Source organism: Bacteriovorax sp. Seq25_V (assembly GCF_000447795.1).
Classification (GTDB): Bacteria; Bdellovibrionota; Bacteriovoracia; order Bacteriovoracales; family Bacteriovoracaceae; genus Halobacteriovorax_A.
This window is the reverse complement of record NZ_AUNI01000021.1, coordinates 124469-149257: the sequence shown is the minus strand read 5'-3', so window position 1 is coordinate 149257 and position 24789 is coordinate 124469. Positions and strand designations below refer to the sequence as shown.

21 protein-coding genes are annotated in these 24789 nt (G+C 32.1%); 8 read left to right on the top strand and 13 right to left on the bottom strand.

All coding sequences use genetic code 11. The features are described from left to right. Positions 1-176: 176 nt before the first annotated feature. A complete protein-coding gene (locus tag M900_RS17790; protein WP_157680695.1) occupies positions 177-902 on the top strand; it encodes an O-antigen ligase family protein in 726 nt (241 codons plus the stop codon). Here M900_RS17790 and M900_RS15420 read toward each other — a convergent pair. Next, entirely contained in the window at positions 883-2187 is a 1305-nt protein-coding gene (locus M900_RS15420; protein ID WP_021275742.1) for an exopolysaccharide biosynthesis polyprenyl glycosylphosphotransferase, read from the bottom strand. The genes M900_RS17790 and M900_RS15420 overlap by 20 nt on opposite strands. A gap of 66 nt (positions 2188-2253) precedes the next feature. Here M900_RS15420 and M900_RS15415 point away from each other — a divergent pair, with 66 nt between their 5' ends. Next, positions 2254-3336: a DegT/DnrJ/EryC1/StrS aminotransferase family protein gene (locus M900_RS15415; RefSeq protein WP_052600835.1), complete on the top strand. Its 1083-nt coding sequence runs from the start codon at positions 2254-2256 to the stop codon at positions 3334-3336. Here the strand turns inward: M900_RS15415 and M900_RS15410 are convergent. From M900_RS15410 to M900_RS15400, 3 genes are read right to left on the bottom strand one after another with little or no spacing between them, the layout of a single operon-like run. Beyond that, positions 3319-3888: an acyltransferase gene (locus tag M900_RS15410; protein ID WP_021275881.1), complete on the bottom strand. Its 570-nt coding sequence runs from the start codon at positions 3886-3888 to the stop codon at positions 3319-3321. The two genes, M900_RS15415 and M900_RS15410, sit on opposite strands and share 18 nt — an antisense overlap. A gap of 1 nt (position 3889) precedes the next feature. Then, positions 3890-4825 carry a Gfo/Idh/MocA family oxidoreductase gene (locus tag M900_RS15405; RefSeq protein WP_021276027.1) on the bottom strand — a complete coding sequence of 312 codons (936 nt, stop codon included), beginning with the start codon at positions 4823-4825 and terminating at the stop codon, positions 3890-3892. 3 nt (positions 4826-4828) lie between these two features. After that, entirely contained in the window at positions 4829-6130 is a 1302-nt protein-coding gene (locus M900_RS15400; protein WP_021275901.1) for a nucleotide sugar dehydrogenase, read from the bottom strand. A 93-nt stretch (positions 6131-6223) separates the two neighbouring features. On the opposite strand from M900_RS15400, the gene wecB reads away from it, so the two are divergent. From wecB to M900_RS15385, 3 genes are read left to right on the top strand one after another with little or no spacing between them, the layout of a single operon-like run. Further along, positions 6224-7294 (top strand): non-hydrolyzing UDP-N-acetylglucosamine 2-epimerase, encoded by a 1071-nt coding sequence (gene wecB / locus M900_RS15395; protein ID WP_021275897.1) that lies wholly within the window; start codon positions 6224-6226, stop codon positions 7292-7294. Next, positions 7291-8544, top strand: coding sequence for a lipopolysaccharide biosynthesis protein (locus tag M900_RS15390; RefSeq protein ID WP_021276031.1), 1254 nt, complete (start codon positions 7291-7293; stop codon positions 8542-8544). The genes wecB and M900_RS15390 overlap by 4 nt, the downstream gene beginning before the upstream one ends. Next, positions 8531-9706 carry a glycosyltransferase gene (locus M900_RS15385; protein ID WP_021275849.1) on the top strand — a complete coding sequence of 392 codons (1176 nt, stop codon included), beginning with the start codon at positions 8531-8533 and terminating at the stop codon, positions 9704-9706. Before M900_RS15390 ends, M900_RS15385 begins: the two co-directional genes overlap by 14 nt. On the opposite strand, the gene asnB is transcribed toward M900_RS15385, so the two are convergent. From asnB to M900_RS15370, 3 genes are read right to left on the bottom strand one after another with little or no spacing between them, the layout of a single operon-like run. Further along, entirely contained in the window at positions 9686-11509 is a 1824-nt protein-coding gene (gene asnB, locus M900_RS15380) for an asparagine synthase (glutamine-hydrolyzing) (RefSeq protein ID WP_021275723.1), read from the bottom strand. The two genes, M900_RS15385 and asnB, sit on opposite strands and share 21 nt — an antisense overlap. A 2-nt stretch (positions 11510-11511) precedes the next feature. Beyond that, positions 11512-12792: a hypothetical protein gene (locus tag M900_RS15375; RefSeq protein ID WP_021275809.1), complete on the bottom strand. Its 1281-nt coding sequence runs from the start codon at positions 12790-12792 to the stop codon at positions 11512-11514. Then, positions 12785-13744 carry a glycosyltransferase gene (locus tag M900_RS15370; RefSeq protein ID WP_021275706.1) on the bottom strand — a complete coding sequence of 320 codons (960 nt, stop codon included), beginning with the start codon at positions 13742-13744 and terminating at the stop codon, positions 12785-12787. Before M900_RS15370 ends, M900_RS15375 begins: the two co-directional genes overlap by 8 nt. Before the next feature lie 46 nt (positions 13745-13790). Between M900_RS15370 and M900_RS15365 the strand changes: the two genes are divergently transcribed. Then, positions 13791-14885 (top strand): DegT/DnrJ/EryC1/StrS aminotransferase family protein, encoded by a 1095-nt coding sequence (locus M900_RS15365; protein ID WP_021275978.1) that lies wholly within the window; start codon positions 13791-13793, stop codon positions 14883-14885. Continuing rightward, on the top strand, positions 14886-15794 hold the full coding sequence (locus M900_RS15360) for a glycosyltransferase family 2 protein (RefSeq protein ID WP_021275684.1): 909 nt from the start codon (positions 14886-14888) through the stop codon (positions 15792-15794). Here M900_RS15360 and M900_RS15355 read toward each other — a convergent pair. The 4 genes from M900_RS15355 to M900_RS15340 are packed head-to-tail and all read right to left on the bottom strand — an operon-like array spanning position 15760 to position 20401. Further along, the gene (locus M900_RS15355) at positions 15760-17406 is read right to left on the bottom strand and encodes a DUF2079 domain-containing protein (protein ID WP_021275738.1); all 1647 of its coding nucleotides are present in this window, start codon (positions 17404-17406) and stop codon (positions 15760-15762) included. The two genes, M900_RS15360 and M900_RS15355, sit on opposite strands and share 35 nt — an antisense overlap. After that, positions 17399-18277, bottom strand: a complete 879-nt coding sequence (locus M900_RS15350; protein ID WP_021275932.1) for a WxcM-like domain-containing protein — start codon at positions 18275-18277, stop codon at positions 17399-17401. The genes M900_RS15355 and M900_RS15350 overlap by 8 nt, the downstream gene beginning before the upstream one ends. Next, the gene (locus M900_RS15345; RefSeq protein ID WP_021275908.1) at positions 18274-19689 is read right to left on the bottom strand and encodes a glycosyltransferase 87 family protein; all 1416 of its coding nucleotides are present in this window, start codon (positions 19687-19689) and stop codon (positions 18274-18276) included. The genes M900_RS15350 and M900_RS15345 overlap by 4 nt, the downstream gene beginning before the upstream one ends. Further along, on the bottom strand, positions 19667-20401 hold the full coding sequence (locus M900_RS15340) for a glycosyltransferase family 2 protein (RefSeq protein WP_021275964.1): 735 nt from the start codon (positions 20399-20401) through the stop codon (positions 19667-19669). The genes M900_RS15345 and M900_RS15340 overlap by 23 nt, the downstream gene beginning before the upstream one ends. Positions 20402-20455: 54 nt before the next feature. On the opposite strand from M900_RS15340, the gene M900_RS15335 reads away from it, so the two are divergent. Further along, positions 20456-21838, top strand: a complete 1383-nt coding sequence (locus tag M900_RS15335) for a hypothetical protein (protein ID WP_021275798.1) — start codon at positions 20456-20458, stop codon at positions 21836-21838. Positions 21839-21877: 39 nt separating this feature from the next. Here the strand turns inward: M900_RS15335 and M900_RS15330 are convergent, their stop codons facing one another. Both M900_RS15330 and M900_RS15325 read right to left on the bottom strand, forming a co-directional pair. Then, positions 21878-23200 carry a hypothetical protein gene (locus M900_RS15330; protein WP_021275944.1) on the bottom strand — a complete coding sequence of 441 codons (1323 nt, stop codon included), beginning with the start codon at positions 23198-23200 and terminating at the stop codon, positions 21878-21880. Continuing rightward, positions 23175-24656 (bottom strand): LTA synthase family protein, encoded by a 1482-nt coding sequence (locus M900_RS15325; protein ID WP_021275919.1) that lies wholly within the window; start codon positions 24654-24656, stop codon positions 23175-23177. The genes M900_RS15330 and M900_RS15325 overlap by 26 nt, the downstream gene beginning before the upstream one ends. Positions 24657-24789: the final 133 nt, after the last annotated feature.

Below are 24789 nucleotides of genomic sequence, written 5' to 3'. Positions count from 1 at the left end.
GTCTTTTCATCATATTAATATCTCAAATCGTCTATTATAAACCCTTAAAGAGCATTGATATTTTTTTTAAGGCTTCAGCTATATATGGAATTTTATTTTCTTTTGTAGAATTTATACTAACAAAAAATATTTTTTATAAAACAGTGCTATATTCTCCAATAAATATCAAAATCCCAATGCTTTCGGGACTCATTGGAGAGCCAAACTATACTGGTTTTTTTTACTTTGGTTCAATTATCTATTTCATCTATACAAAAAAATATCGTTATATTCCTATCGCTTTAGTAATTATACTTTCGTGTGCAAGTAGAACATTTCTAATTTGTTCTGTTGTTTCGATTTTAATATATTTTCTTTCATTTAACTTAAAACGATTATTATCATATTTAATTCTATATTCAGTTATATCATATCCAATCCTTGTTTCACTCTTATATCAATTTTCAGATACTAGTTTTCATCTATTAGCTACAAAAATTACAAATGGAAGATTTGCTATTCATTGCGTTTATCTTGACATGTTTTTAAAGAACCCTCTTGGTGTAGGTTTTTTTAATGGAGCTAAAAGATTTGCACAACAGCGCGCCAATGAAGCTAATGTTTTCCCGATTCATGATATGGATCTCTATATATCAAACTATCAACAACATTCTTTAAATTTTCAGATACTTTCTGAGTTTGGGATAATTGGGTATTTATTGTTTTGCTACTTTATTTTTTCTCTGCATAAGCATGTTTCTTCTTACTCATCAAAACTAGCTCTTCTGTTAACTCTCTTTATCTTTCCAACCATGCAATTGAATGTGACAAATGAAATAATTGTTTATCTTATGATTTCATTAATTTTAATATATCTAAATACCAAGAAAAAAGACCAGTTATTTAGTAAGCATTCTCATTAACGAAGCCTTTCACAAATGTGAGTAAAATAATTTTTATATCTAACCAAATAGACCAATTTTTAATGTAGTATAGGTCGCATTCTATTCTTGAATTCAAGTCAGTATCCCCACGCCAGCCATTCACTTGGGCCCATCCAGTCAACCCTGCTTTCATCTTATGCCTCAACATATAGCTTGGAATTTCATTCTTAAACTTTTCTACAAACTCTGTTCTTTCAGGTCTTGGCCCAACTAAAGACATTTCACCCATTAAAATATTAAACAACTGTGGTAGTTCATCTATACTTGTTTTTCTAATAAATGAACCAATCTTTGTGATTCTTGGATCTTCTTTTGAGCTCCATACTAACTTATCTTCATCATTTTTCGCTTCTCTCATCGATCTAAATTTCCACATTTTAAATTTTTTCCCATCAAGGCCTACTCTTTCTTGCCCATAAAGGACTGGACCCTTTGATGTAAATTTAACTAGAATTGCTATAATAATGAGAATAGGGGAGATTAATAGTAGTCCAATTGTGCTAGCTGCTAAGTCAATAACTCTTTTCAATGCCAATTCTAATGTCGGAAACTTTGGCTGATTGACAGTTACCATTGGAATTCCATCGAAGTCTTCAATTTTGTTTCCTAATAAAGAATATGATATTTCAGGTAATAAATGTATCTCTCTTACATCATTATAATGGCTTCTCATGAATTGGTTGAGTTCGTTCTGACTTTCACTCTTATATCCAACAACAAAGGCATCCGCTTTTTTTTCATCGTCCACTAAAGTTAATCCACTACCTTTCATTTTATATACAACTTCCAGAAATTTTGTGAGTTGTTCACCATCTCCAACTGCTTTTATATACCTTATGTTTTTTCCTTTAGCGCGCATTGTTCTAAGCATGTTTGCTTTTAGTAAACGTGAAATTGTAAGACATACTTCCGAAAGCAAAAAGAATGTAACTAGATGTATTCTCGAAATTTTTTCGTCTCTTATGAAGTAGAGTGTAAATATTAGAACCACAAATACCGTAAAGTTCGCCTTACTAACTTGAGAAATTTCACTATATATCGACTTTAATCTATAAGATTTATAAAGTTCGAATTTTTCAAAACAGTAAAATGTCGTAAGTGCTATGAAAATACTGATATAAGAAAATTCGACAAATAATCCTTGCTGTCCAGCAGGTAATACCTCAAATCGTAAAGCATAAGACGCATACCAACATAATATTACTATGCTCACATCCGTTACTCGATGTACCGTACTTATATTATTTCCGTACTCTTTCAACATAACTTAACCCTATACATATTTTTTAGTAATCGCTAAAATACACTTGTACTTTTATTATAGGTAGAAATTATGGAATTTATAGACTTAAATAAACAATATCAACGAATTAAAGTTGAAGTAGATAATGCGATCTCTAATGTATTAAATCACGGTCAATACATTTTAGGACCAGAGGTAGCTAATCTAGAATCTTCTCTTTCACAATATTTAGGAGTAAAACACTCTATCGGATGTGCATCTGGAACAGACGCTCTTCTTATTGCACTTATGGCTTTAGAAATAGGTCCTGGAGATGAAGTCATTATTCCAGACTTTACTTTTTTTGCTACTGCTGAAGTTGTCAGTTTACTAGGAGCAACTCCAATATTTGCTGACATAAATCCTGATACGTACAATATGTGTTTAGATGATGTTTCAAAAAAGATAACTAATAAAACAAAGGCTATTATACCTGTTTCCTTATATGGTTTAGCGTATGATATTTCTTCTCTCCAAAACATTTCTCATGATATTTCTATCATTGAAGATGCTGCACAAAGTTTCGGAGCTGTTACTAGGGGAGTAAAGTCATGTACGCAAGCTACAATTAGCTGCACTAGTTTTTTCCCTTCAAAGCCGCTTGGTGGCTACGGCGATGGCGGTGCTCTTTTCACTAATTCTGATGAACTTAACGAAAAAATTAGAATTATATTAAAACATGGTCAGTCTGAACGATATGTACACACACATATTGGTGTAAACGGTCGACTCGACACTATACAGGCCGCGATTTTGATCGAGAAGTTGAAAATTTTTCCAGACGAGCTAAATTCACGCCAAGTTGTTGCAGATAGATATAGATCAAATCTAGAATCGACTTTTAAATTACAAAATATTGGAAATAATACTTCAGCCTATGCTCAGTTTACAATTGAAGTTGATAACAGAGATGCAGTCATCAAATTCTTAAAAGATCATGGAATACCAAGTGCAGTTCACTATCCTGTCCCACTTTCTAAACAACCAGTATATTCCAAACTTTCAAGTGCATATAACAATGTTAACACTATCAATGCTTCTAATCGTGTTATCTCTTTGCCATTTCATCCATATTTAACTGAAGAAAGTATCGATAAAGTTTGTAACCTTTTACTAAGGTTTAAGAGTTAAGACATCTCCGTCCAGATTATACTTCTCTTGTGTATGAGGACATGTGAATTCCCCTTTTCCGCTTAATGGGAGAGGGATTTTCTCTCCATACTTACTCATCCATCCAATTTGCTTTCCCGGAACACCAGCAATTAATGCAAATTTTTTAACATCACGATTAATGACTGCTCCTGCAGCAATGAATGCATACTCATTTATTGTTACACCACAAACAATTGTTGCATTTGCACCAATTGTTACACCCCTTCGTACTTTTGTATCCCTGTACTCATTTTTTCTAGTTATATAAGAACGCGGATTATAAACATTTGTAAAAACCATACTAGGGCCACAAAACACATCGTCTTCTATAAACACATTATCATACACAGAAACGTTGTTTTGAATTTTCACGTTATTTCCAATGATTACATTATTGCCGACAAACACATTTTGTCCGAGAGAGCATCCATTTCCAATTTTAGCTTTTGAACAAATATGCACCCAGTGCCAAACACGAGTACCTTCTCCAATCTCTGCTCCTGCGTCTACAATAGCTGTGTCATGTATCATTCTATTTCCTCAAAAATGGGTGTTTATTCTCGCTTGCACTTATCAATGACATTTTTCTCATTGAGTCAACAATCGTAATCGCATTTCTTGCGTCCTCAACTCCATAACCATGACCATTAAGCACGTCTGTATATACCGTTTTATGAAGCTCAGTAAAGCCATCTGAGAATTCAATTTCTTCACCATTAAAAGTTATATTTCTATACGTAGTTTTATTCTGTTGTTTAGCGCTTTCAGGTAACATGTTCTTATCTAAAGATAGAAACCATTTCACTTTTGCTTTTTCTAATTCAAGAAATCCTGCACATGAACTCTCATCAAAGTGATGTACTTCCTGTTTTTCAAGTTTTCCAAAAAGCCATGTTAACATATCAAAAAAGTGTATACCTATATTTAGTGGCAAGCCACCAGATTGATAAGTATTTCCTTTCCATGAAGACATATACCATGGTCCTCTTGACGTTATATATGTTAAATCAACCTCGTATTTTTCTTGCTTATTATCCTGTAGTATTTTTTTTCTTAGTTCTTTAATTGTTTCATGTACTCTTAATTGAAGAACTGTATTAATTTTTTTTCCAAATTTTTGCTCTAATGAAACAAGCTCATCAATTTCATTTACATCTAGAACGAGTGGTTTCTCGCAAATTACATCTGCTCCATTTTTTAGACCGTGCCATATGTGAAACTTATGCATATAGTTTGGACTCATCACAGAGCAGTAATCAATACTTGAACTCGATGAAATTTTATCCAAGAAATATGAGTACTCCTCAAATGTAGTGAAAAATGGAACATCTTGTGTGAATCGATCCAAAATTCCAACAGAATCTTTATTATCATATGCTGCGATTATCTTTCCACCAACATGATTAATTGCCTCTAAATGTCTTGGTGCTATATAACCACCAACTCCAACAGCTATAAAATTTTTCATCTTCTACGCCTTAATTAATTTTTCATGCCTAATTTTGTAGACACCTCTTGTATCTACAATCATCTTAGAATATTCAAAAATTTGTTCGTAATCAAATTTATCATGTGCCGTAGCTAGTACGACACAATCATATTCTTCTAAGTTTTTAGGCGTAAGTTCGACACTTCTTAAATCAAATTTGTGCTCACGCATCTTAGGAAACACTGGAACATGTGGATCAGAATAAGCAACATCGGCTTTTGCTTCTCGCAATAGCTCCATAATCTCAACAGATGGAGATTCTCTCATATCATCTACATTCTTTTTATATGCAATTCCTAGAACTAATACTTTAGATCCATTTAATGATTTTCCTACTGCATTTAGCCCTTTTACTATTTTTGATAAAACATAGTCTGGCATTGCAGAGTTTATTTCTCCGGCTAGTTCGATAAATCTTGTATGTACTCCATATTCACGTGCCTTCCAAGTCAAATAGAATGGATCGATTGGAATACAGTGCCCACCCAAACCGGGCCCTGGAAAATATGGAACAAAACCAAATGGTTTTGTTCCAGCAGCATTTATCACCTCAAATATATCTATACCCATGCGATCAGCAACAATCTTCATTTCGTTTACTAGACCAATATTAACCGCTCTATGAATATTTTCGAGAAGCTTAGTCATTTCTGCTGCTCGACATGAACTAACTGGTACCACTGTATCAATTATTTTTGAATATAGGCTGACTCCTACTTCTAAGCATCCAGCTGTTATTCCACCACACACTTTTGGGATTGTTTTGGTACTATATCTTTCGTTACCTGGATCTTCTCTTTCTGGCGAATACACAACAAATATATCTTCCCCTACTTTCAAATTTGTCTTTTCCAAACGACTAACTATTTCCTCGTCTGTTGTGCCTGGATAAGTAGTACTTTCTAGAGAAATCAATTGCTGTGACCTTAAGTATGGTAGAAACGAATCAATAGTATTAGTCACATAGCTTAAATCAGGCTCTCGGTATTTGTTCAATGGTGTAGGTACACAGATTATTATCGCATCGACATCGCTTATTTTACTAAAGTCTGTAGTTGCAGTAAATTTCCCTAGATTTCTCATTTCTGCAATTCGTTTTGAGTCAATATGTTCAATGTAAGAATGGCCAGAGTTCAACTTCTCAGTTTTTTGAATATCTACATCAAAACCAATAACATTAATATTCTCTTCGTTAAATCTTAAAAGAAGTGGTAGACCGACGTAACCAAGTCCAATTATCCCAACAACCAATTCATTATTTTCTATTTTCTTTAATAGCTTCATATCTCACCAATACTGCAATATTTTGTGTTTCCAAGTATTTTAAATTATAGTTTATTAGGTTTAAAATTAATAGATTATTAATCAGAAGGTGTTATGAAATTTGTTACTGTTATTGGTGCCAGACCACAGTTTATAAAGGCTTCAGTAGTTATTAAGGAAATCATTAATAATGGTTTGGAGCATATCCTAATTCACACAGGGCAACATTTTGACGCTAATATGTCGGATATCTTTTTTGAAGAGCTTGATATATCAAAGCCTGATTATAACCTCGGTATCAATGGTAAAAGTCATGGTCATATGACTGGTGAGATGATTTCTTCAATAGAAGATATTCTTATCAAAGAAAAACCTTCTCTTGTTATTGTTTATGGCGATACTAACTCAACTCTTGCTGCTGCGATTTCTGCTAGTAAACTTCATATACCAATTTGTCATATAGAAGCAGGCCTTAGGAGTTTTAACAACCGCATGCCCGAAGAAATAAACAGAATTTTAACAGACAGAATATCCAGTTTCCTTTTTTGTCCAACTGTAGAAGCTGTTCATAATCTAGAAAAAGAGGGATACAAAAACATCGACTGTTTAATAGATAATGTCGGCGATGTTATGCTTGACGCAGCATTGCACTTTAGAGACAAGGCTAAAAAAAGGACATTACCCATAACGACTGACTTTATTCTATGCACACTTCACAGAGCAGAAAATACAGATGATCCGACCAGACTAAAGAATATAATAAGTGCTTTAAACACAATCTCAAAAAAGACAACAATTATTTGTCCTCTACACCCAAGAACTAAAGCTTTAATTGATAAACTCTCAATTCAAATATCTTTCAAAGTAATTGATCCAGTTGGTTACTTAGATATGCTTAATCTGATACACAATAGTATGTTTGTTATGACAGATTCTGGTGGACTACAAAAAGAATCCTATTTTTTTAATAAAAGATGTATTGTTTTACGCGATGAAACCGAATGGGTTGAACTGACTAATGCTGGGATTAATAAGCTTGTTGGGGCAGATGAAGATCTTATTATTGCTGAATATGAAAACTTTATTTCGAGTGTAGGTATAGAACAATTTGAAAATTTTTATGGGAATGGAACAGCGTCAAAACGTATTGTAGAACAACTTACACATTCTTTAGGTAATAAGTGATATCAAAATATTTTCCTAAATCCGAGTTTGGAAAAAATATTGCAACCTTGCTTGCTGGTGCTGGTTTTGCACAGCTCATTCCTATTCTTCTTAGTCCTGTATTAACTCGACTATACATACCATCTAATTTTGGGCAACTTGCTCTTTTGACAGCATGGGGTAATATTCTAGCAATTTTTTTTACATTAAAATTTGAAACCACTTATGTTCTTCCAAGAAGTGACAAGCAGGCAACACAGCTTTTTTCTTTCACAAATTCTTTAACTTTTATATTTTTTATCGTGACCCTGTTGGTTTTTTGCTTTGTTCCCTCGTATTATTTAAAAGTATTTGAAATACAGAATATAGCACTTCTAATTCCTTTCATTGCATTATTTCTTTCCTTTATTGCCTCGTCTAACTCTATTCTTACACGTTTTAAATTTTATAAATTAATTTCTAAGATTAGAATTTTTCAATCTTCATCAATAGCTATTACTGGAATAGTCTTAGGCTTATTTAAAATTACTACAGGTCTTATTCTTGCCCAATTACTTGGGCTTACTATTACATTTATAATCTGCATTTATGTAGTAAAGAGATGGCACATAAGTGAAAAAATCAAGGTTCTAGTTAAGAGCACTAAAGAGTACAAAGATATACCAAAGTATATTTTCCCAACTGCACTTTTAGATATTGCATCATTACAATTGCCTCCCATTTTAATTGTTAAATTTTTCGATGTATCTACTGCCGGACAGTTTAGTTTAGCATGGAAGATTATTAGCTTACCAATTGCTTTTATCTGTGGGGCTGTTGGCCAAGTGTTCTATCAAGAATTTTCAAAACAATGGAATAATGACAAAATTAATTCTTATGCTTTATTGAAAAAAACTTGGTTAAAGCTCTCTATATTTGGATTTTTCCCTTTTATTGTTCTTTTCTTCGGTGGGAGTTTTCTATTCAAGCTTGTATTTGGCGACTCATGGCTTCTCGCTGGTCAAATCGCTCAAATTCTCTCTTTTATAATGCTGATTATGTTTATCAGTTCTCCAACCTCAGGTAGCTATATCACCCTAGGACTACAAAGATATTCTCTATTATTTGGCATAGTTTTTCCTTTGGTTCGTGTTTCATCTTTCATGTATGGTCATTACACGAATGATTTTTTAAGTGGTCTAAAACTTTGGGTACTACTCGAAATAATTTTTATAATTATCTATAATCTTATACTTATATATAAAGTACGAGGAAATCTTGAAAAGAGCTGATCATATTCTAATATTACCTTCTTGGTATCCAACTAAAAAATATCCTAACAACGGTATTTTCACTTATAACCAAGCAAAAGCATTAGCTCAACACAATCCCAATCAAACATTCTATATACTTAATTGGGGTCAGGAGGAGTTGTATAGCTCTCTTAAAAATCCTTATAAAATAGTAATTAATCTAATTAGAATGTTTAAATCAAAATCTTCCGAGAGGAACATTCTTGATAATTTAATTGAAATTTCAATTCCAACTATTACATTTTCTCATAAAGTACCTTTACTTTGGATACCTCTTTATCTAACAGTTAAAAAAGTTTTAAAGAAATTTTCTAATATAGACTTTATACATTGTCATGTTGTTTATCCAGCAGGCTACATCGCATCCAAGTTCAGTATCCCTTACATTATAACAGAACACATGAGTCCATTTCCCTTTCCAACATATTTAGATACGACATCGAAACTTCAATCACATATTCTGGATACGTATTCTTCTGCTGTTACCAATATAGCCGTGAGTAATTCTTTAAAGAATGATATGCTCAAATATTCAGTTCCAAATGTTCAAGTCATTCCTAATATCGTTGATGAATCTTCTTTCACTCTAAAAAATCAAAACAATAAAAAAGAAAAAATCAAGCTTCTCTCTATAGGTGGACTTAATCATCAAAAAGGATTTGATATTTTGCTCGAAGCTTTTTCGAAAATGAGCTCTGAAGAACAATCAGATTTCCATCTTACAATTATTGGAACTGGCACAGAGGAATCTCATCTTAAAAGTCTTCATCATACACACGCACCTGACTTATTTATTAATTGGATAGGTTACATTGAGAACTCAGAGTTGAATTCCTTTTTTCATAATTGTGATTTTTTTATTCTTACTTCTAGATCCGAGACTTTTGGGATCGTTTATCTTGAAGCCTTGTATACAGGCACACCTGTTATCGCAACAAAATGTGGAGGACCTGAAGAATTCATCGATGATTCTAATGGATTTCTTGTAGACAATTTATCATCTGAGCAAGTCTATACCGTTTTAAAAAACCTTAAGAATAACATTAATAACTTTAACTCTAAAAAAATAAGAGAAAATGCGATGAATGAATTTTCAGCACATTCGATATCTAAGAAAATTTCAAATCTCTATATTATTTAATTTCAACCATCTTCCGAGACAAATAATTCTCCAAAATGCGAAGTTATAAGATTTTTTATCGCTAAGAAATTTTTTAAAGTCTTCAATGATTATATGTTTATTAATTATACTAATTCTTTCAAGTGCAGAATGAATCATACCTTCTACTTCACTCGCATTATTTTTAAACCATATCTCTTCTGCCGTAACAAATCCCATTTTATCTTTTCGCTCTAAAATTTCGTCATTAACCAAATCTTTCATTTCCCTTCTTAGTAAAGTTTTAGTCAAGCCATCACTCATTCTCTCTGAGTAATTCGTAGACATAGTCTCGAGAACTAATTCAAAATCTAAAAATGGAACTCGCGCCTCAATAGATGAAGCCATCGAATTTCGATCTTCATAGTGAAGTAACATTGGCAAGTTAGTAGTCTTAAGTTGCATTTCACAATGTTTATTCAAGTTCTTTACATATTCATATGTCCTTGGGTCTGGCCGACTTTTGACATCATTTCTAATCCAATTTGGTTTCGAATTGTTTTTATTGAAAATACTTCTAATTTTTTGAATGATAAACTCTGGAAGGTAATACAAGATAAGTACTTCAAGACAAAACTTCCAAGACATATTGTTATTTTTTATGATTTTTCTAAGCTCTCTAAAAAAATCTAAGTATCTTCGATCTTGTAAGTAAGAAAATAAATAACTCTTAAAAAACTGATGATACCCACTCAAGACTTCGTCTGCTCCTTGTCCATCAAGCATGACCTTTATATTATTTTCCTTTGCACACTTAAAAATTTCCCATTGTGCAAAGATACTCGTCGAAGTAAACGGTTCATCTTGATGCCATATTATCTTATCAAGTTCAGCTACAAGACTGTTAAATTGTGGCTCGACTTTAAAGTTTTTTGCACCTACATCCTCAACAACAATATCTGAAAACTGTGTTTCATCAAATTTTTTATGTTTTGACACTGAAGTAAATGTAAAAATATTCTCCTTCTTAACTTCAGTTGCTAATCCATACACTATCGAAGATGAATCTAAGCCTCCTGACAAGCAAGAACCCACTGGAACATCTGATCTCAAACGCAATTTAATAGAATTAAAAAAACGTTTCTTTAGCCCTTGTTTTTCAATCTTCTGATTTATATCAAAATAAGGAATAAATTCTAATTTATAAGATTCTTCTTTTAAATCTATTACTGCAAAACATCCTGCACGAAATTGTCTGACACCTTCAAACATTGTCTCGTTTGTATGGTCTTGAATACCGTGAACTAAATAATCGTAGATTAATTCTCTATTAGGCCTTACTGTTTTACCTACTACTTGCTTTATCTCAGAGCCGAAAATGATATCTTGCTCATTTTCTACATAGTATAATGGCTTTATTCCAAATCGATCTCTTGAAATTATTATTTTATCTGATATTGAATCATAAATAATTATTGTCCACATACCGTTGAATTTTTCAAAACATTTAGTTCCCCATCTGTCATAGGCTGCAACAATAACTTCAGTATCAGTCCCTGTTTTGAACTCATACTCTTTTAATTCATTTCTAAGTTCTATGTAGTTATATACCTCTCCATTGAATATTATCGTATATCTTTGAAAACAAGTCATTGGTTGTAAACCATTGGAGCTCAAATCTAAAATAGCCAATCTTCTATGTCCAAAAGCTATCTTATAATCTTCATTTTCAAAATACTCAAAACCTTCACCATCTGGTCCACGATGTGATATAACATCATTTCTTTTTTTAAAGTCTTCTTTATTAATTTCTCTTTTAGAAATTAAACAAGTTATCCCACACATATTTAACCCAACAATACAGAAATCATATTTTCTGCTATATTTTTACGTGAATATTTTAGAATCTTTGATAAGTCTTCAGCTCTTTTCAACTTTCTATCTAACAACTTCATTAATGCTTCTTCAATTTTCTCTACATCGTTCAAGAAATTCATACCACTTTCAGTTTCTACAATAATTTTACCAGATGGGCTTTTGTCGTTTATCCCCACACCGAAGATATATGGACCGGAATAAATATATTCAAATAATTTACCAGAAACAACACCTTGATCATCATTTTCAGTGCTCTCTAAAAAGAGAAGTACATCACTATCTTTTTGTATTTTCAGCGACTCTTCTCTTCCTACCATTCCTTCAATTCTAACATATTCTTCTAATCCCATTCTTTTTACTTCATCATGCAAAACTCCAACATTTTGACCATAAAAATTCACACAAATTAAGTCTAATTTGTTACCTTTTTCTATCAGATTTTTCATCGCTTTAAATAATGGAGCAGGATCACGCTTGCCAGGATAAATTGACCCTGTATATGTAATATTTATTTTGTCTTTACTTAGTAATGATTTCCCTTTTTCTAATATATCAATTTCTTCGATATCAAATCCGTTTTCAAAAATATACACATTGGGTCTGTAGAGCTTAGTTTCAAAGTAGGTTTTTTGTGCTTCAGATATCACACTAATAAAATCTGCATTCTGTAATAAATTGTATTCTAGCTTGTCCTCAATCAGTGTTAATGGAAAAAAACCAGGATAAATAGTATCTCCTGTCCAAAGATCTCTATAGTCCGCACACCATTTTCGAGCATATCCATTTTCTTTTGCCCATGAAGCAATAATATGTGTTGAATAAGGCCCGAATGTTGATACGACTAAATCCCATTTAGTTTCTTTCGCTTTTATCCATTCTTTAGCATTACCTATCCATAAATCTGATGCATCTGGCATTCTAGTCGATGTTGATAAGCCTCTTGAAACAAGCCACTTTTTTAATTTAGATTTAATACCATTTTTATGTTCATTAGTATTATTTGTCTGAACTACACCTTTAACACTGCTATGATAAAACTTTCTTATCTTGTTATAAATCTTATGTGGTTCCACTTCATAAATATTTGGTGTAGTTTGCTTTTCCTCACTATAGAAACTCTTAGGTGTTGTTAAAACTTCAACATCAAATCCAAGCCTTGTCCAATACTTATACCAAGATGCTGGTCTTTGAGCTGCAATAGCATTTTGTGGTGGATAAAAATACGACACTATTAATATTTTTTTATTCATATATTTGTTCAATTTTCTTAATTTGATTATTTATACAATACTCTGTGGATATTTTACAATTTTCTGCTTTTAGAAGTGCATTTTTAAATATCTCAAGTTGCTCAGGTTTATATAATAAAATATTTCCTTCTATGTCATTATGTCCAACCACATCACTTAATACAATTTTCTTCCCTGCCGCCATCGCTTCCAAGACTGAGTATGGTAAACCTTCACCTCTCGAAGCACTTACATAGATGTCAATTTTATTCAAAAAATTTGGTATATCGTCTACATAACCCATAAATTCGACATTGGTTGGTGCTATAGATTTTAAATATTCTTTCTCTTCTCCATCACCTGCTATTAACAAGTGATACTCTGGAAGCTCTTTCATAAATCGTATAAGCTCTCCATTATTTTTATGGGGATCTAAACGAGAGATTGTACCTAAGATCTTTTTTCCAGGTGAAGTTATATCACTATATTTCTTTTCTTCTATCCCGTTGGGAATTACTACTGTATTTATTTTTTCACAAAGTCCAAAAGCGAGCGCATTTATCATTTCACTTCTTGAAACACATATAAATCTATTTGTTAAATGTTTGAGCATTCTCTCTACTATGGAGGCGTGATGAACTCCATGAAACGTATGAACAACTTTAAATCCAAAGAGCCCCATAAATCTTGAGTAAATTCCTGCACCACGCCCGTGAGAATGAACGATATTGATGCCATTATTTCGACAATATTGAATTAGCTCAATTAGTTTAAGTAGTGAAAACTTTCTATGTGGGATTTTAATATGACCATTACTTATACTTCTATATTTTTCGTAGTATGGCGCATCGCAAGGACTTGCAATGTAAACATCTATTTCAGAGAGACCAGAGCATAATTCATATACGTGCTTTGGGCCACCACCCATATCAGATCTAACTGTAATAAATAAGACTTTAGTTTTGCCCTTCATAGCAATATAATACCCTAGTTATAACTTCATTTACATCGGAAATTCTGTGATTGAATATGAAAATCTTGGTAAATTAAATGCTAAATACTTCATGCAGTATGAAAACTCATTCACTGAGTTTTTAAAAAGTGGTTGGTATGTCCTTGGCAAGGGTGTTCAAAGTTTCGAAACTAATTTTGCAAATTATACAAATAGCAATCACTGCATCGGTGTTGCATCTGGACTAGATGCATTAACAATATCATTCCTCGCACTAGATTTACCAAAGGGTAGTGAAGTTATTGTTGCAGCAAACTCCTATATTGCATCTGTACTATCAATTAAACAAGCTGGGCTAATTCCAGTTTTAGTAGAGCCATGCTCAGATACATATAATATTGATCCGAGCGAAATCGAAAAGAGCATTACATCAAATACTAAAGCCATATTATGTGTTCATATGTATGGAAAGTTATGTGACATGAGCTCTATCATGAGCATTGCTAAAGCGAACAACCTAAAAGTAATTGAAGACTGTGCCCAGGCACACGGAGCTAAACAGGGAAGTGATGTAGCTGGCTCGTTTGGTCATATAAATGCATTTAGTTTTTATCCAACAAAAAATTTGGGCGCACTAGGGGATGCTGGTGCAATAGTAACATCAGATGACAAGCTTGCTGATAAAGTTAAGGCCTTGAGGAATTATGGTTCTCATATAAAATATCAAAATATTTATATAGGAATGAACTCTCGTCTTGATGAATGTCAGGCCAGATTTTTAGATATCAAGCTCAAGGATATCTATAATATCACTGAACACAAGAGAACACTTGCGCAAATCTATTTTAGGCTTCTTAATTCATCTAAATTTATTCTTCCAATTCAGAGTCCAGATTTTTTCGATGTCTTTCATATATTCAATATTAGACATAACAAAAGGGATGAACTGAAATCTTATCTGGAAGAGAATGGTGTAAAGACAGAAATCCATTATCCTATTCCTCCACACAAACAGGAATGCTTTAAAGAAACTTACGATCACTTAAATTTCCCTATCACCGAAGAGATACATAGAACAACGTTATCTCTTCCTATATCTACCATCCATAGTTCTGATGATATCATTCATATTTGTGAACTTTTGAATAATTTTGAGGCCTAAATGTTTTCCGTTGTCATCCCTGTATATATGAATGAACTGAACATACCTCCATTGTTGGATGCACTAATTCAGCTAAATAATTCAATAACAAATCTAGAAGTAGTCTTCGTTGTTGATGGTTCCCCCGATAGATCTTACCTTATTCTTAAAGAGAAGTTGCAAGACACTAAATTAAATTATCAACTAATTTCTCATTCTCGAAATTTTGGATCTTTTGCGGCAATTCATACTGGACTTAAATTTGCAAAAGGTGATCATTTTGGAGTCATGGCCGCTGATTTACAGGAGCCTCCTGAGCTTATGATTGATTTTCATAATTCATTAATTAGCTCCGAGTGTGACATAACTATTGGTACACGTGAAACAAGGAATGATCCGTTCTTCTCTGAAGTATTTTCAAAAACCTTCTGGTTTCTATATAAGAAATTCGTTATCCCTGATTTACCTCCTGGTGGTGTAGATATTTTTGGATGTAATAGAAGAGTAAGAGATCAATTATGTAAACTTGAGGAGTTAAACACTTCACTTATTGGTCTTCTATATTGGATTGGCTTCAAGCGAAAAGTTATTCCCTATACAAGACAAGAACGTGAAATTGGTGTTTCTGCTTGGACATTTAAAAGAAAGTTAAAATATTTAATGGATAGTATATTTGCATTTACAGATTTACCGATACGCTTGCTAACAAATATTGGTATCATCGCTCTTCTTTCATCTATCTTCCTTGCAATAATAATTATCATTGCAAAATTATCAGGAGCAATAACTGTTCCAGGTTATGCGGCAACAGTACTCATTATAATGTTCTTTGCAAGCCTCAACTCGATTGGACTTGCAATCATTGGTAATTATACCTGGCGTGCTTACGAAAACACTAAAAAGCGACCGGTCTCAATAACAATAGAGTAGGTGACTCTTTTATAACTAAGTATTCTTTTCTGATAATTTTATATATCGAAGCCTGCTTTTGTTCTGAAAGATCGATAATTAACAAACTATCTTTCTTTACTGCACCACCGTAATAAGCTCGATCATAATTTTCTTTATAAAAATCTTCTCTTGTAAGTGAATTAAAAGTTAGCACACAGACGTCTTCTAAATGTGATAAATACGCTAAGTTTTTCCATGATGTACATACTCTTTCTTTTGTATCAATCGACTTAAGAAATTTTACTTTATTATATGTAGTGCCTGATGGAACATTTTTAGATAAATATTGGCTTGGCCAACGACCTGATACCATTAATGCAGCTAAGAGATATACTGGTAAGTATTTATCGTGATTCTTTATTGCATATAAAACACCCATACTTAAAATCGGTATGATTACTAAATCGTAATGAAAAATCATCATCTTTTGTGTTCCGGCATATGATAGAAGATTCATTCCTATAATAGGAGATGCTGCAATTATCCAATACCATCTTTTCCTACAACTTATTAGAAAAGGTAGTAGTAGTATTGCCACATACTTAATACCCCCAACGGTCAAAACTCTTTCTACGATTAATTTCTTTTGAACATGATAATCTGTTAAGATTTTAATAACTAGCTCCCCAGTACTTTTAGCAATACCATCAAATCTATCGACAATATTTGCTGAAGGAGGCATGTTATTATTGAAATATGGAAAAACATAAGCAAATGATAACTTCATCCAAATTAGAGATAACATTACTGTTCCAAGAGATAAGTAGACTCTAGCTTTTTTTGAATAATCCAAATCTTTTTCTAAAAGTAGTGGGAATATTAAAAATGGTACCAAGTAAGACATATTTTCTTTACTTATTAACACTAAAACTACGCTCATGAAGTAAATAGAAATATTTTTTCTATAAATAGCAATCAGAGCTAATACCATAAAGAAAAATGCAAAATGATCTTCTCGTAAATCCCATATCCCAGCATTTCGATAGGTTCTCGCTGAACACAAAATCAGCAGTGAGACAAACCAGTAATTAGCTTTGTTTCTCAGGGGCCCTTTCGTAATTAATAAATACATTCCTCCGTATAACAAAAATACATTTATAAGAAAGACTAAGATATCACTTTTAAATAATGACGTTAGTGGTGCAACAAGTAAGAAGGTAAAATTAATATGCTCCCCAAAAAATGTATTATTTGGACATACGCTACAAAATAGCAGCTTTTCTTTAAACCAAGGATAAAACAGTGGCTGATGAATAAATACCTGATCCAATCCATGAGATTGAAATGAGTACTGTTTAAACACATGACCTAAGAATGTTGTCACCGTAAGATATAATAACGTGATATTAAAAAGACTTCTTGAATTCTTCTCTTCAGTTATTTTTGCATACCAAACAAGCATGAATTTTTTTATTTTTAAAAAATACTCAAGTTTAAATATATATCCTATAGAGATAAGTAATAAAAAAAGTAATCCTGGAACATCAGTGTTTGTTAAATCTACTTTTGCTTTACCAATTTGAAACTTATAGCCACCAGTAATAATTATAAAAACTATTGTACCTAGAAGAAATTTTAAAAGTTTAAACATTTTTAAATCTCAAAAAATCGTCATAATTTCTTATGTAGTCACTTTCATCATAATACTCAGAGGTGAAGACAATTACAGAGGCACCTTCTGAGAAGTTATATAATGATGTCCATACTCCTGGACTAACATGAATACCAACATTAGGTTCCTTGAGAGATATTTTCTGTCTATTCTTGCCATCATCAAAGACTAGATCCACACTACCTCGTTGACACATTATAAATTGGTGACACTCTTTATGTGCATGATCACCTCTAGAATAGCCATACTTCACATCGTAAATTGTAAAAAATCTTTTTACTTGAAATGGAATTTCTTTGTCGAACTCACCAAAAGTTAAGCTTCCGCGTGAATCATGAATCTCTTTAAATTTTACAAGAGTCACACCCAAAGCCTTTGAATCTAGTTCATGCGTATAATCTCGAATAATTCCTGGATTTCCTGTGATCACAGCTAATGGCGGTACAGTCTTAGTAACAACACTTCCAGCTCCAATCATACTTCCTTGCCCTATCTTAATACCAGGAAGAATCGTAGCATTTGCGCCGATACTCGCATTTTTTTCAACTATTGTTTCTAAGAACTTATCTGGGTATTCCTTACTTCTTGGTTTTTTATCATTTGTAAATGTTGCGTTTGGACCGATAAAGACATTATCTTCAATCCTTACTCCATCCCACAACTGTACTCCGCATTTTATCGTTACACTATTTCCGACGAGGACATCATTCTCTATAAATACACCATCGCAAATGTTACATTCTCTTCCAATTTTTGCATTTGGCAAAATATGAGCATTAGCCCATATTCTTGTTCCGTTGCCAATATTTTCTGACTCTACAATCGCTCTCTCATGTGCAAAATATTTCATTTCTCAATCCTGTATAATTTATAACGTCCATATTCATATATTTTTTCATTATTTTTAACTTTATCAAAACACTTATTGGTATATCTATCTGCTAATATTGCATAATCGAATCTTTCAATATTTGAATAAGCTTCTTCAGTACAATTTCTAAATGGTTCAAATTTTTTATTGCATTGGCCAAATATCAACTCAACTCCCTTTGGAGCATAAAACTGCTGTGAAAACTCATCTGATAATATTTTTGAATTTTCAGGTATGTAATCCCAAAATTTAGATAGTGGTATTTTATCCTGGCGATATTTATGATAATTATTTGTTATTATATTTTTGATATTCTCTTTATCACGTTTTAGCGTTTTATCGATTTTCGAATCTACCAGGACTAAAATTAGTAAGAGAACCAACTGCTTATTTGCTATCCGAGCATGCTCCAAGCTTATACCTATGTAGAATATATTCAAAAAGAAACATAAGAAAAAGAATCTACTCGCACTAATTCCACCATTAATTATTACATAAATCCCAAAAACCACTAGTGACAATAAATATATCTCTATATTTTTAAATTTATTTTTATAAATAAGGAAAGGTATCAATATGAAAACCATCTTACCTAAGAAAAAATCTTTCATAACCCTAAGTAGCACACTCGAATTTATTGGTGAAGATAAGGCGCTCAAGTAATACTCTCTCGGTGTTTGACTAACGTCGCCTGGAAATATTTTTAATAAGGCAGGATAGAATGGTGTTCCCGTAAAAATATAATTTCTAATTAGTATAATACTCGTTAGTGCAAGCGCTACAAATGCAGTTTTAAGTATATTTTTAAAGTCTCTATTTTTAATCATGTAATATAGACTTAATGGTGCCGTTATCAATAAACCACTCAACTTAATCAAAGGAATTAGCCCGAGTAATAATCCAATTATGTATGGATTATTTCTTTTTCTAATACTAAAAAATGTATAAAGTCCTAATGATGCTAAGTAACCATCTGTCTTAGAGTACAAAAAGAAATCTGAATCAACAGAGATTGTAAGAGCTGCAATAAAAGCAATAATTGCTATTTTTTTATCTTTAATATTTTTATAAAGAATATATCCCGCGAGTAATTGGCCAAAAATAAAGTGCATCGCCTGCATTGTTACTTGTGTCCAAATATTTCCACCCATTTTACTTATGGGATATGCTTGCAAAAATTCTACTAGTCCACTTTGAAACGATCCACATACTGTTAAGTATGAATCCTTGAGGCTTTGCCAAGAAAGATTTTTTCCTATAACCATTCCATAATATAAGGAATCAGCATAGTTGAATGGTGTTAATGTCTCAAGAAACTTAACAACTATAATTAGAGCTAATATTACATAAAGATAGATTAATGACTTTCTATCTTTTAAATGAATTTGCATAGTCTGTTAAAACATTGAACTTAAATATACACCAGAGTGCAGAGAAGCCATCTTTCCATCCGATTTTCTTACCTTCTGCATAAGTTCTTCCATAATACGATATAGGTACTTCATAAATCTTAATTTCTGGCATTTTCGAAATTTTCGCAGTCATTTCTGGCTCAATCCCGAACCTCTTTGAAGTAAGAATCATATTTCTAATAATATCACCTTTAAAAACTTTATAACATGTCTCCATGTCAGTTAAATTTAGATTCGTAAACATATTAGAAAGCAATGTTAAAAATTGATTTCCTAGATAGTGCCAAAAATATAAAACCCTCGCCACTTCACCTTTAAAACGAGATCCATAAACAACATCTGCGCCATTTTCAATAATTGGCTTCAATAATATAGGATATTCATATGGATCATATTCCATATCTGCGTCTTGAACTAGTACAATGTCACCCGTAGTTAGCGAAAAACCTTTTGTAATCGCAGCACCTTTCCCTTGATTATGAGGTTGGAAAAATAATTTAATTTGATCATCTGAAGCGAAATTTTCCTTTAGAGTAGCCTGCGTATTATCTTTTGAACCATCTTCAACAATAATAATTTCAGTCGAAGAAATGGCATCTGGTAATTTTGTTAAAGCATCTTTAACCCTCTTGACCATTTCAACTACAGTTTTGTCCTCATTATATACAGGCATAACAACGCTAAGCTTCACATTTTCCCCAAATTATTACTTTAGATAGTTTATATATTAAACTAAAATTAACAGATGTTTATAAATAAAAATTTCAATTATTCTATCATTGCACTATGTGTTATTGCAATTTTTTCATTGCTTTTGGCTACTAATATAAAAGGTCTAGAATACAGCTGCTTTAACTTACTAGACTACGGCGTTTATCATCAGGCACTAGTGGAAATCACCTCAAATTTCCAACTAAATCCATTCCTAACAGGTCGTGGCATCAATATTTTTAATGATCATTTTGACCCAATCATATTTCTAGCATCTCCTTTATATTTGTTACTTAATAATCACCTTTACTCAGGCGTTATTTTCGAATCTCTTATTTTGTTTTGCACTCTTCACATTCTTTGGAAGTACTCAGATAAAGGCCTCTACCTTCCATTCTTCTTTATTCTATCAAAGGGTGTTTTAAACGCTTATCGCTTTCCCATTCATCCTACAACTTGGTCATCTATTTTTATCATCCTCATGCTTTTTGAATTCAGTCGTGAAAATTATAAGCGAACAATTCTATATATTTTTTGTCTATGTATTTGCAAAGAGAGTTGGGCATTCTCACTTATTTTTGTCCCATTTTTCTTCTACAAAAAATCAAAATCTCATTTTATTATTTCAATATTAATCATCTATGGATTTATTTTATTTGAATTATTTGGACGCAAATTATTACTTGGAACTACCTTTGACTATTCCAACACGTTACTCTCAGGTTTTAAGAATGATTTTTTCACAACATTGATGGGGCGCTTGCGTGATGTTTCTCTAATTGGATTTGCAAAGTTATTATATCCTTTTGCGCCATTATTCTTCATTAAATTTAAAATCTCAAAATTTACGCAAACCGATTTTTTAGCCTTCTCGATCCTTTTACCTTTACTTGGAATTCATGTCCTATGTGGAAAACTCGGCTATCATTATGATATACAATTTCTTTCCATTATATTTGCTTTGATACTTGTTGATTTTAAATTTTTTCCAATTTCATACTTGAATTTATCTTTAATATTGTTTCTTCTATCCGGAATGGGTTCAATTACGAAACTTTCAAATACTATTTTCAGAGACAAGTTTTCAAACTGTGAAATATCATCACTACGTCTAAAGTCTATTAATCGACTCAAAACTAGCGTTACTAACGTGCCTATTTCAAAAACAATTGGGAGTACAGGTGGAATAATTAACACTTTAATTATTCCAAATAGAAAGATCTATCACCACAAAGGTTTCGGGAAGCAACTTAATAACTATGATTACTTCATAGTTGAAAAAGGGGAGCATTCTAATACATTTCCTCAAAGAAGAACTGAACGTGAAGGATTAATTTCTCACTTCATAAAATTAAACTATGAAATATATTATGAGGATGAATACTTTGTTATCTTTAAAGAAATTAGCTCTCTATGAGTGACTCGCATTGAACAATTCACCTAATATTGGTCATATTTATTTTATAAATTGAACTAATGTATATGGCCCGTATGTCTCTAATATTGATACCGAATCTGGAAGTGTAGCACTCTCATAAATGCCATAATTGGATTCACTTGAGTTTGTAAACACTTGTCCACAAGCTCCAATATTCGGATATCTTTCAAATTTTGTTCTAACTTTCTCAATTCCAAGTGTTTTCAATTTTGAACTCAATTTTGTACAATCATTTCTAAATGAGTACTTATTCGTATTCTTATAAATGTTTTTCGACTCATTATAAACTAGCTCAACATTCCTCACTACAATAAGTAACAATACTAGTTTAAGAATAGTTTTATTTTCAATTTTAAATAAAATAATTGTACTCAGTACTGCAACTGGAAGTACATAATACGAATGTATAACTGTATGAGTTCCACATAATGCAACATAGAATAAACTTATTACTATAAATAGCGTGATCAATTTATATTCATTCCTTAATCTTCGATCAAAGGAGCATATTATAATTGCAAATTTAGTTATGAATATCGAATTTATATATTTGGGATACTTATAAATTTGAGCGAAAAATTCATTTAAATTATAACTTAGGCCACGAAACTCTGTAGCATATAATTTTAAATCATGTACTGAAGCAATATACTTATTACCAAATAACATATAACAAAAAGACACGATTACAGGTATCGACATTGTCATTAATCGTTTCAAACATATTTTTTGTTCCAATAGAAATAGAAAATATATTGGCGCAACATTAGGTTTTATCATTAAAGCTAGAGATAACAACATCAGACTTTTGAAGGTTATTTTCCTCTCCCACGCAATTCCAATTCCTATCAACCCTATGTAAAATGCCCAGATGTCTGGTATTACTTTCCCAAGATATATAGGTAATATAGAAATAAATGGTAGAACCCTCATTATGATTTCAGCATCAACATTATATATTTTTTTATTTTCCCAAACCTTAATTGATACAATTATGAATCCAAATGTAATTACTAGAAACCCTAATAGCGCAAACTGAAATTTGTAATTTTCTGATATTAAAAAGAACGGTGAAAGAATAACGTTAAGAAATGGGAATTCCATAGGAGTTATTCCACTTGAATCGCCACGATTCATTACAGATGGTAATAATTCCTTCCATTCGAATCCTGTTTTAACAAAAAAATTATAATAATATGAATAGGCAACACCTAAAGTATCTTTTTGACGATGAACATGTGGATTTGCAAAATCACTAAATGAAGCTGCCCAAATTGTTATAAATTTAAACCCAAGAAATATTAATAAAAATTTCTTAGTTTTTTCTGATAGCTTTATCATTGTAAATAATTACATCCATCTGTTCTTTAAATTCATCAAATATTTGTTCATTTGATATTGAATTTTCTTCCATGGGATCTTTCTCTAAATCATAAAGAAAGTATCTGTTACTTCTTTTTTCCCAAACTAATTTATAAGGGTACTTTGCAACTCCAAAATAAAGTCCATTATATGGCTGTATTAAATGAGCATATTCACCAGGAGTACTAAACATTGATTTAGCCTGTAGCCTTACTTCTCCCTTGTAACCTGTTAAATCTAACAGAGTAGGAAGGATGTTAACCTGAGAAAATGTTTGTTTCGAAATTATCTTCGGTTGTATTTGGTCTTTTGAAATAATTATCAATGGAATTTTAAAAAATTCCTGATAATAACTTGCTTGATTGTCATAGTACCAGTGTTCTCCTGCTGGAAAACTATGATCTCCTACAATTACAATAATTGTGTCATCAAATAATTTCTCTTCTTTCATCCTTTTGACAAATGTAGCTAGATATTTATCGCTCAAATGTAGAGAATTAAAGAAGTATTCTTTGTTATTCGATGCTTCTGGGTATATATATCGCTGATCTTTTGGGACACCTCTAAATTTCATATGGTGACTAATTGTTGCCATCATTGCAAACACGGGCTTACCTTGTTTTTTTAATTCTTTAAAACTATCGATAAATTGCTCATAAGAAAAATTATCTTGCATACCCCATCCCCAGATATTTTTCTTACGCTGCTCTTCTGTCAAAAGTTCGGATCTTGAAACCCTTAGGGTTTCAAATCCTATACTTCTTAAGAAGCCATCTGTGTTATCAAAACTTAAATCACCATGTGATTGGTGAAAAAATGTCGTATACCCATTTTCTTTGAATAACTTTGGCGCACAATCAAGTTTATCAGGATCAGCGATGTACGAAGCCTTTCCACGAATTAAAGGCGTTCGGCCACATAGTATTGAAAAATGGCCCTTTGCTGTTTGGATAGAATTTCCATAAAAATCTTCTACGAATAAACCTTCTTTGAGTAGAGAATTAATTGTTGGAGTTAATTCTTTTCCATTCATTTCCTTATTCGTATAAAGCCCATTGAAGGACTCCATGGCAATAATAATCACATCTTTTTTATTATTGAATCTAGCTTTAAATTGCTGTCTATATGGTTCTTCTTCTGAGACTAATTTTTCGTATAGCTTGCCTGTTGGATACTTACCACCCATATAGTACTCATATGCAGACTTCATGATGTATGAAAGTTCCCCATATGTATAAGGCGACATTGCAATTACAACGAAGAGAATGACAATTTTTCTTAGACCCTTCTTATAATTAACGTGTCCCTTGTCAGCCGAGAATGACTTCCACTTCCAATGAATTAGAAGCATGATCACACCAAGACCAACAGCATTCAAAATATCTTTTGTACGTAATGTATCAAAGATAACTTTGACACTTTCTTCCGAAAACATTTCATGAAAGTTTTCGATAAATACTGCATAATCAAAATTTGTTCTTACTCTATAATGATATCTGGCCGCGAGGTAATACAGAAACGCAATAAATGACGAAAAACCTGTCCTAAGATACACATTCTTAACAAGA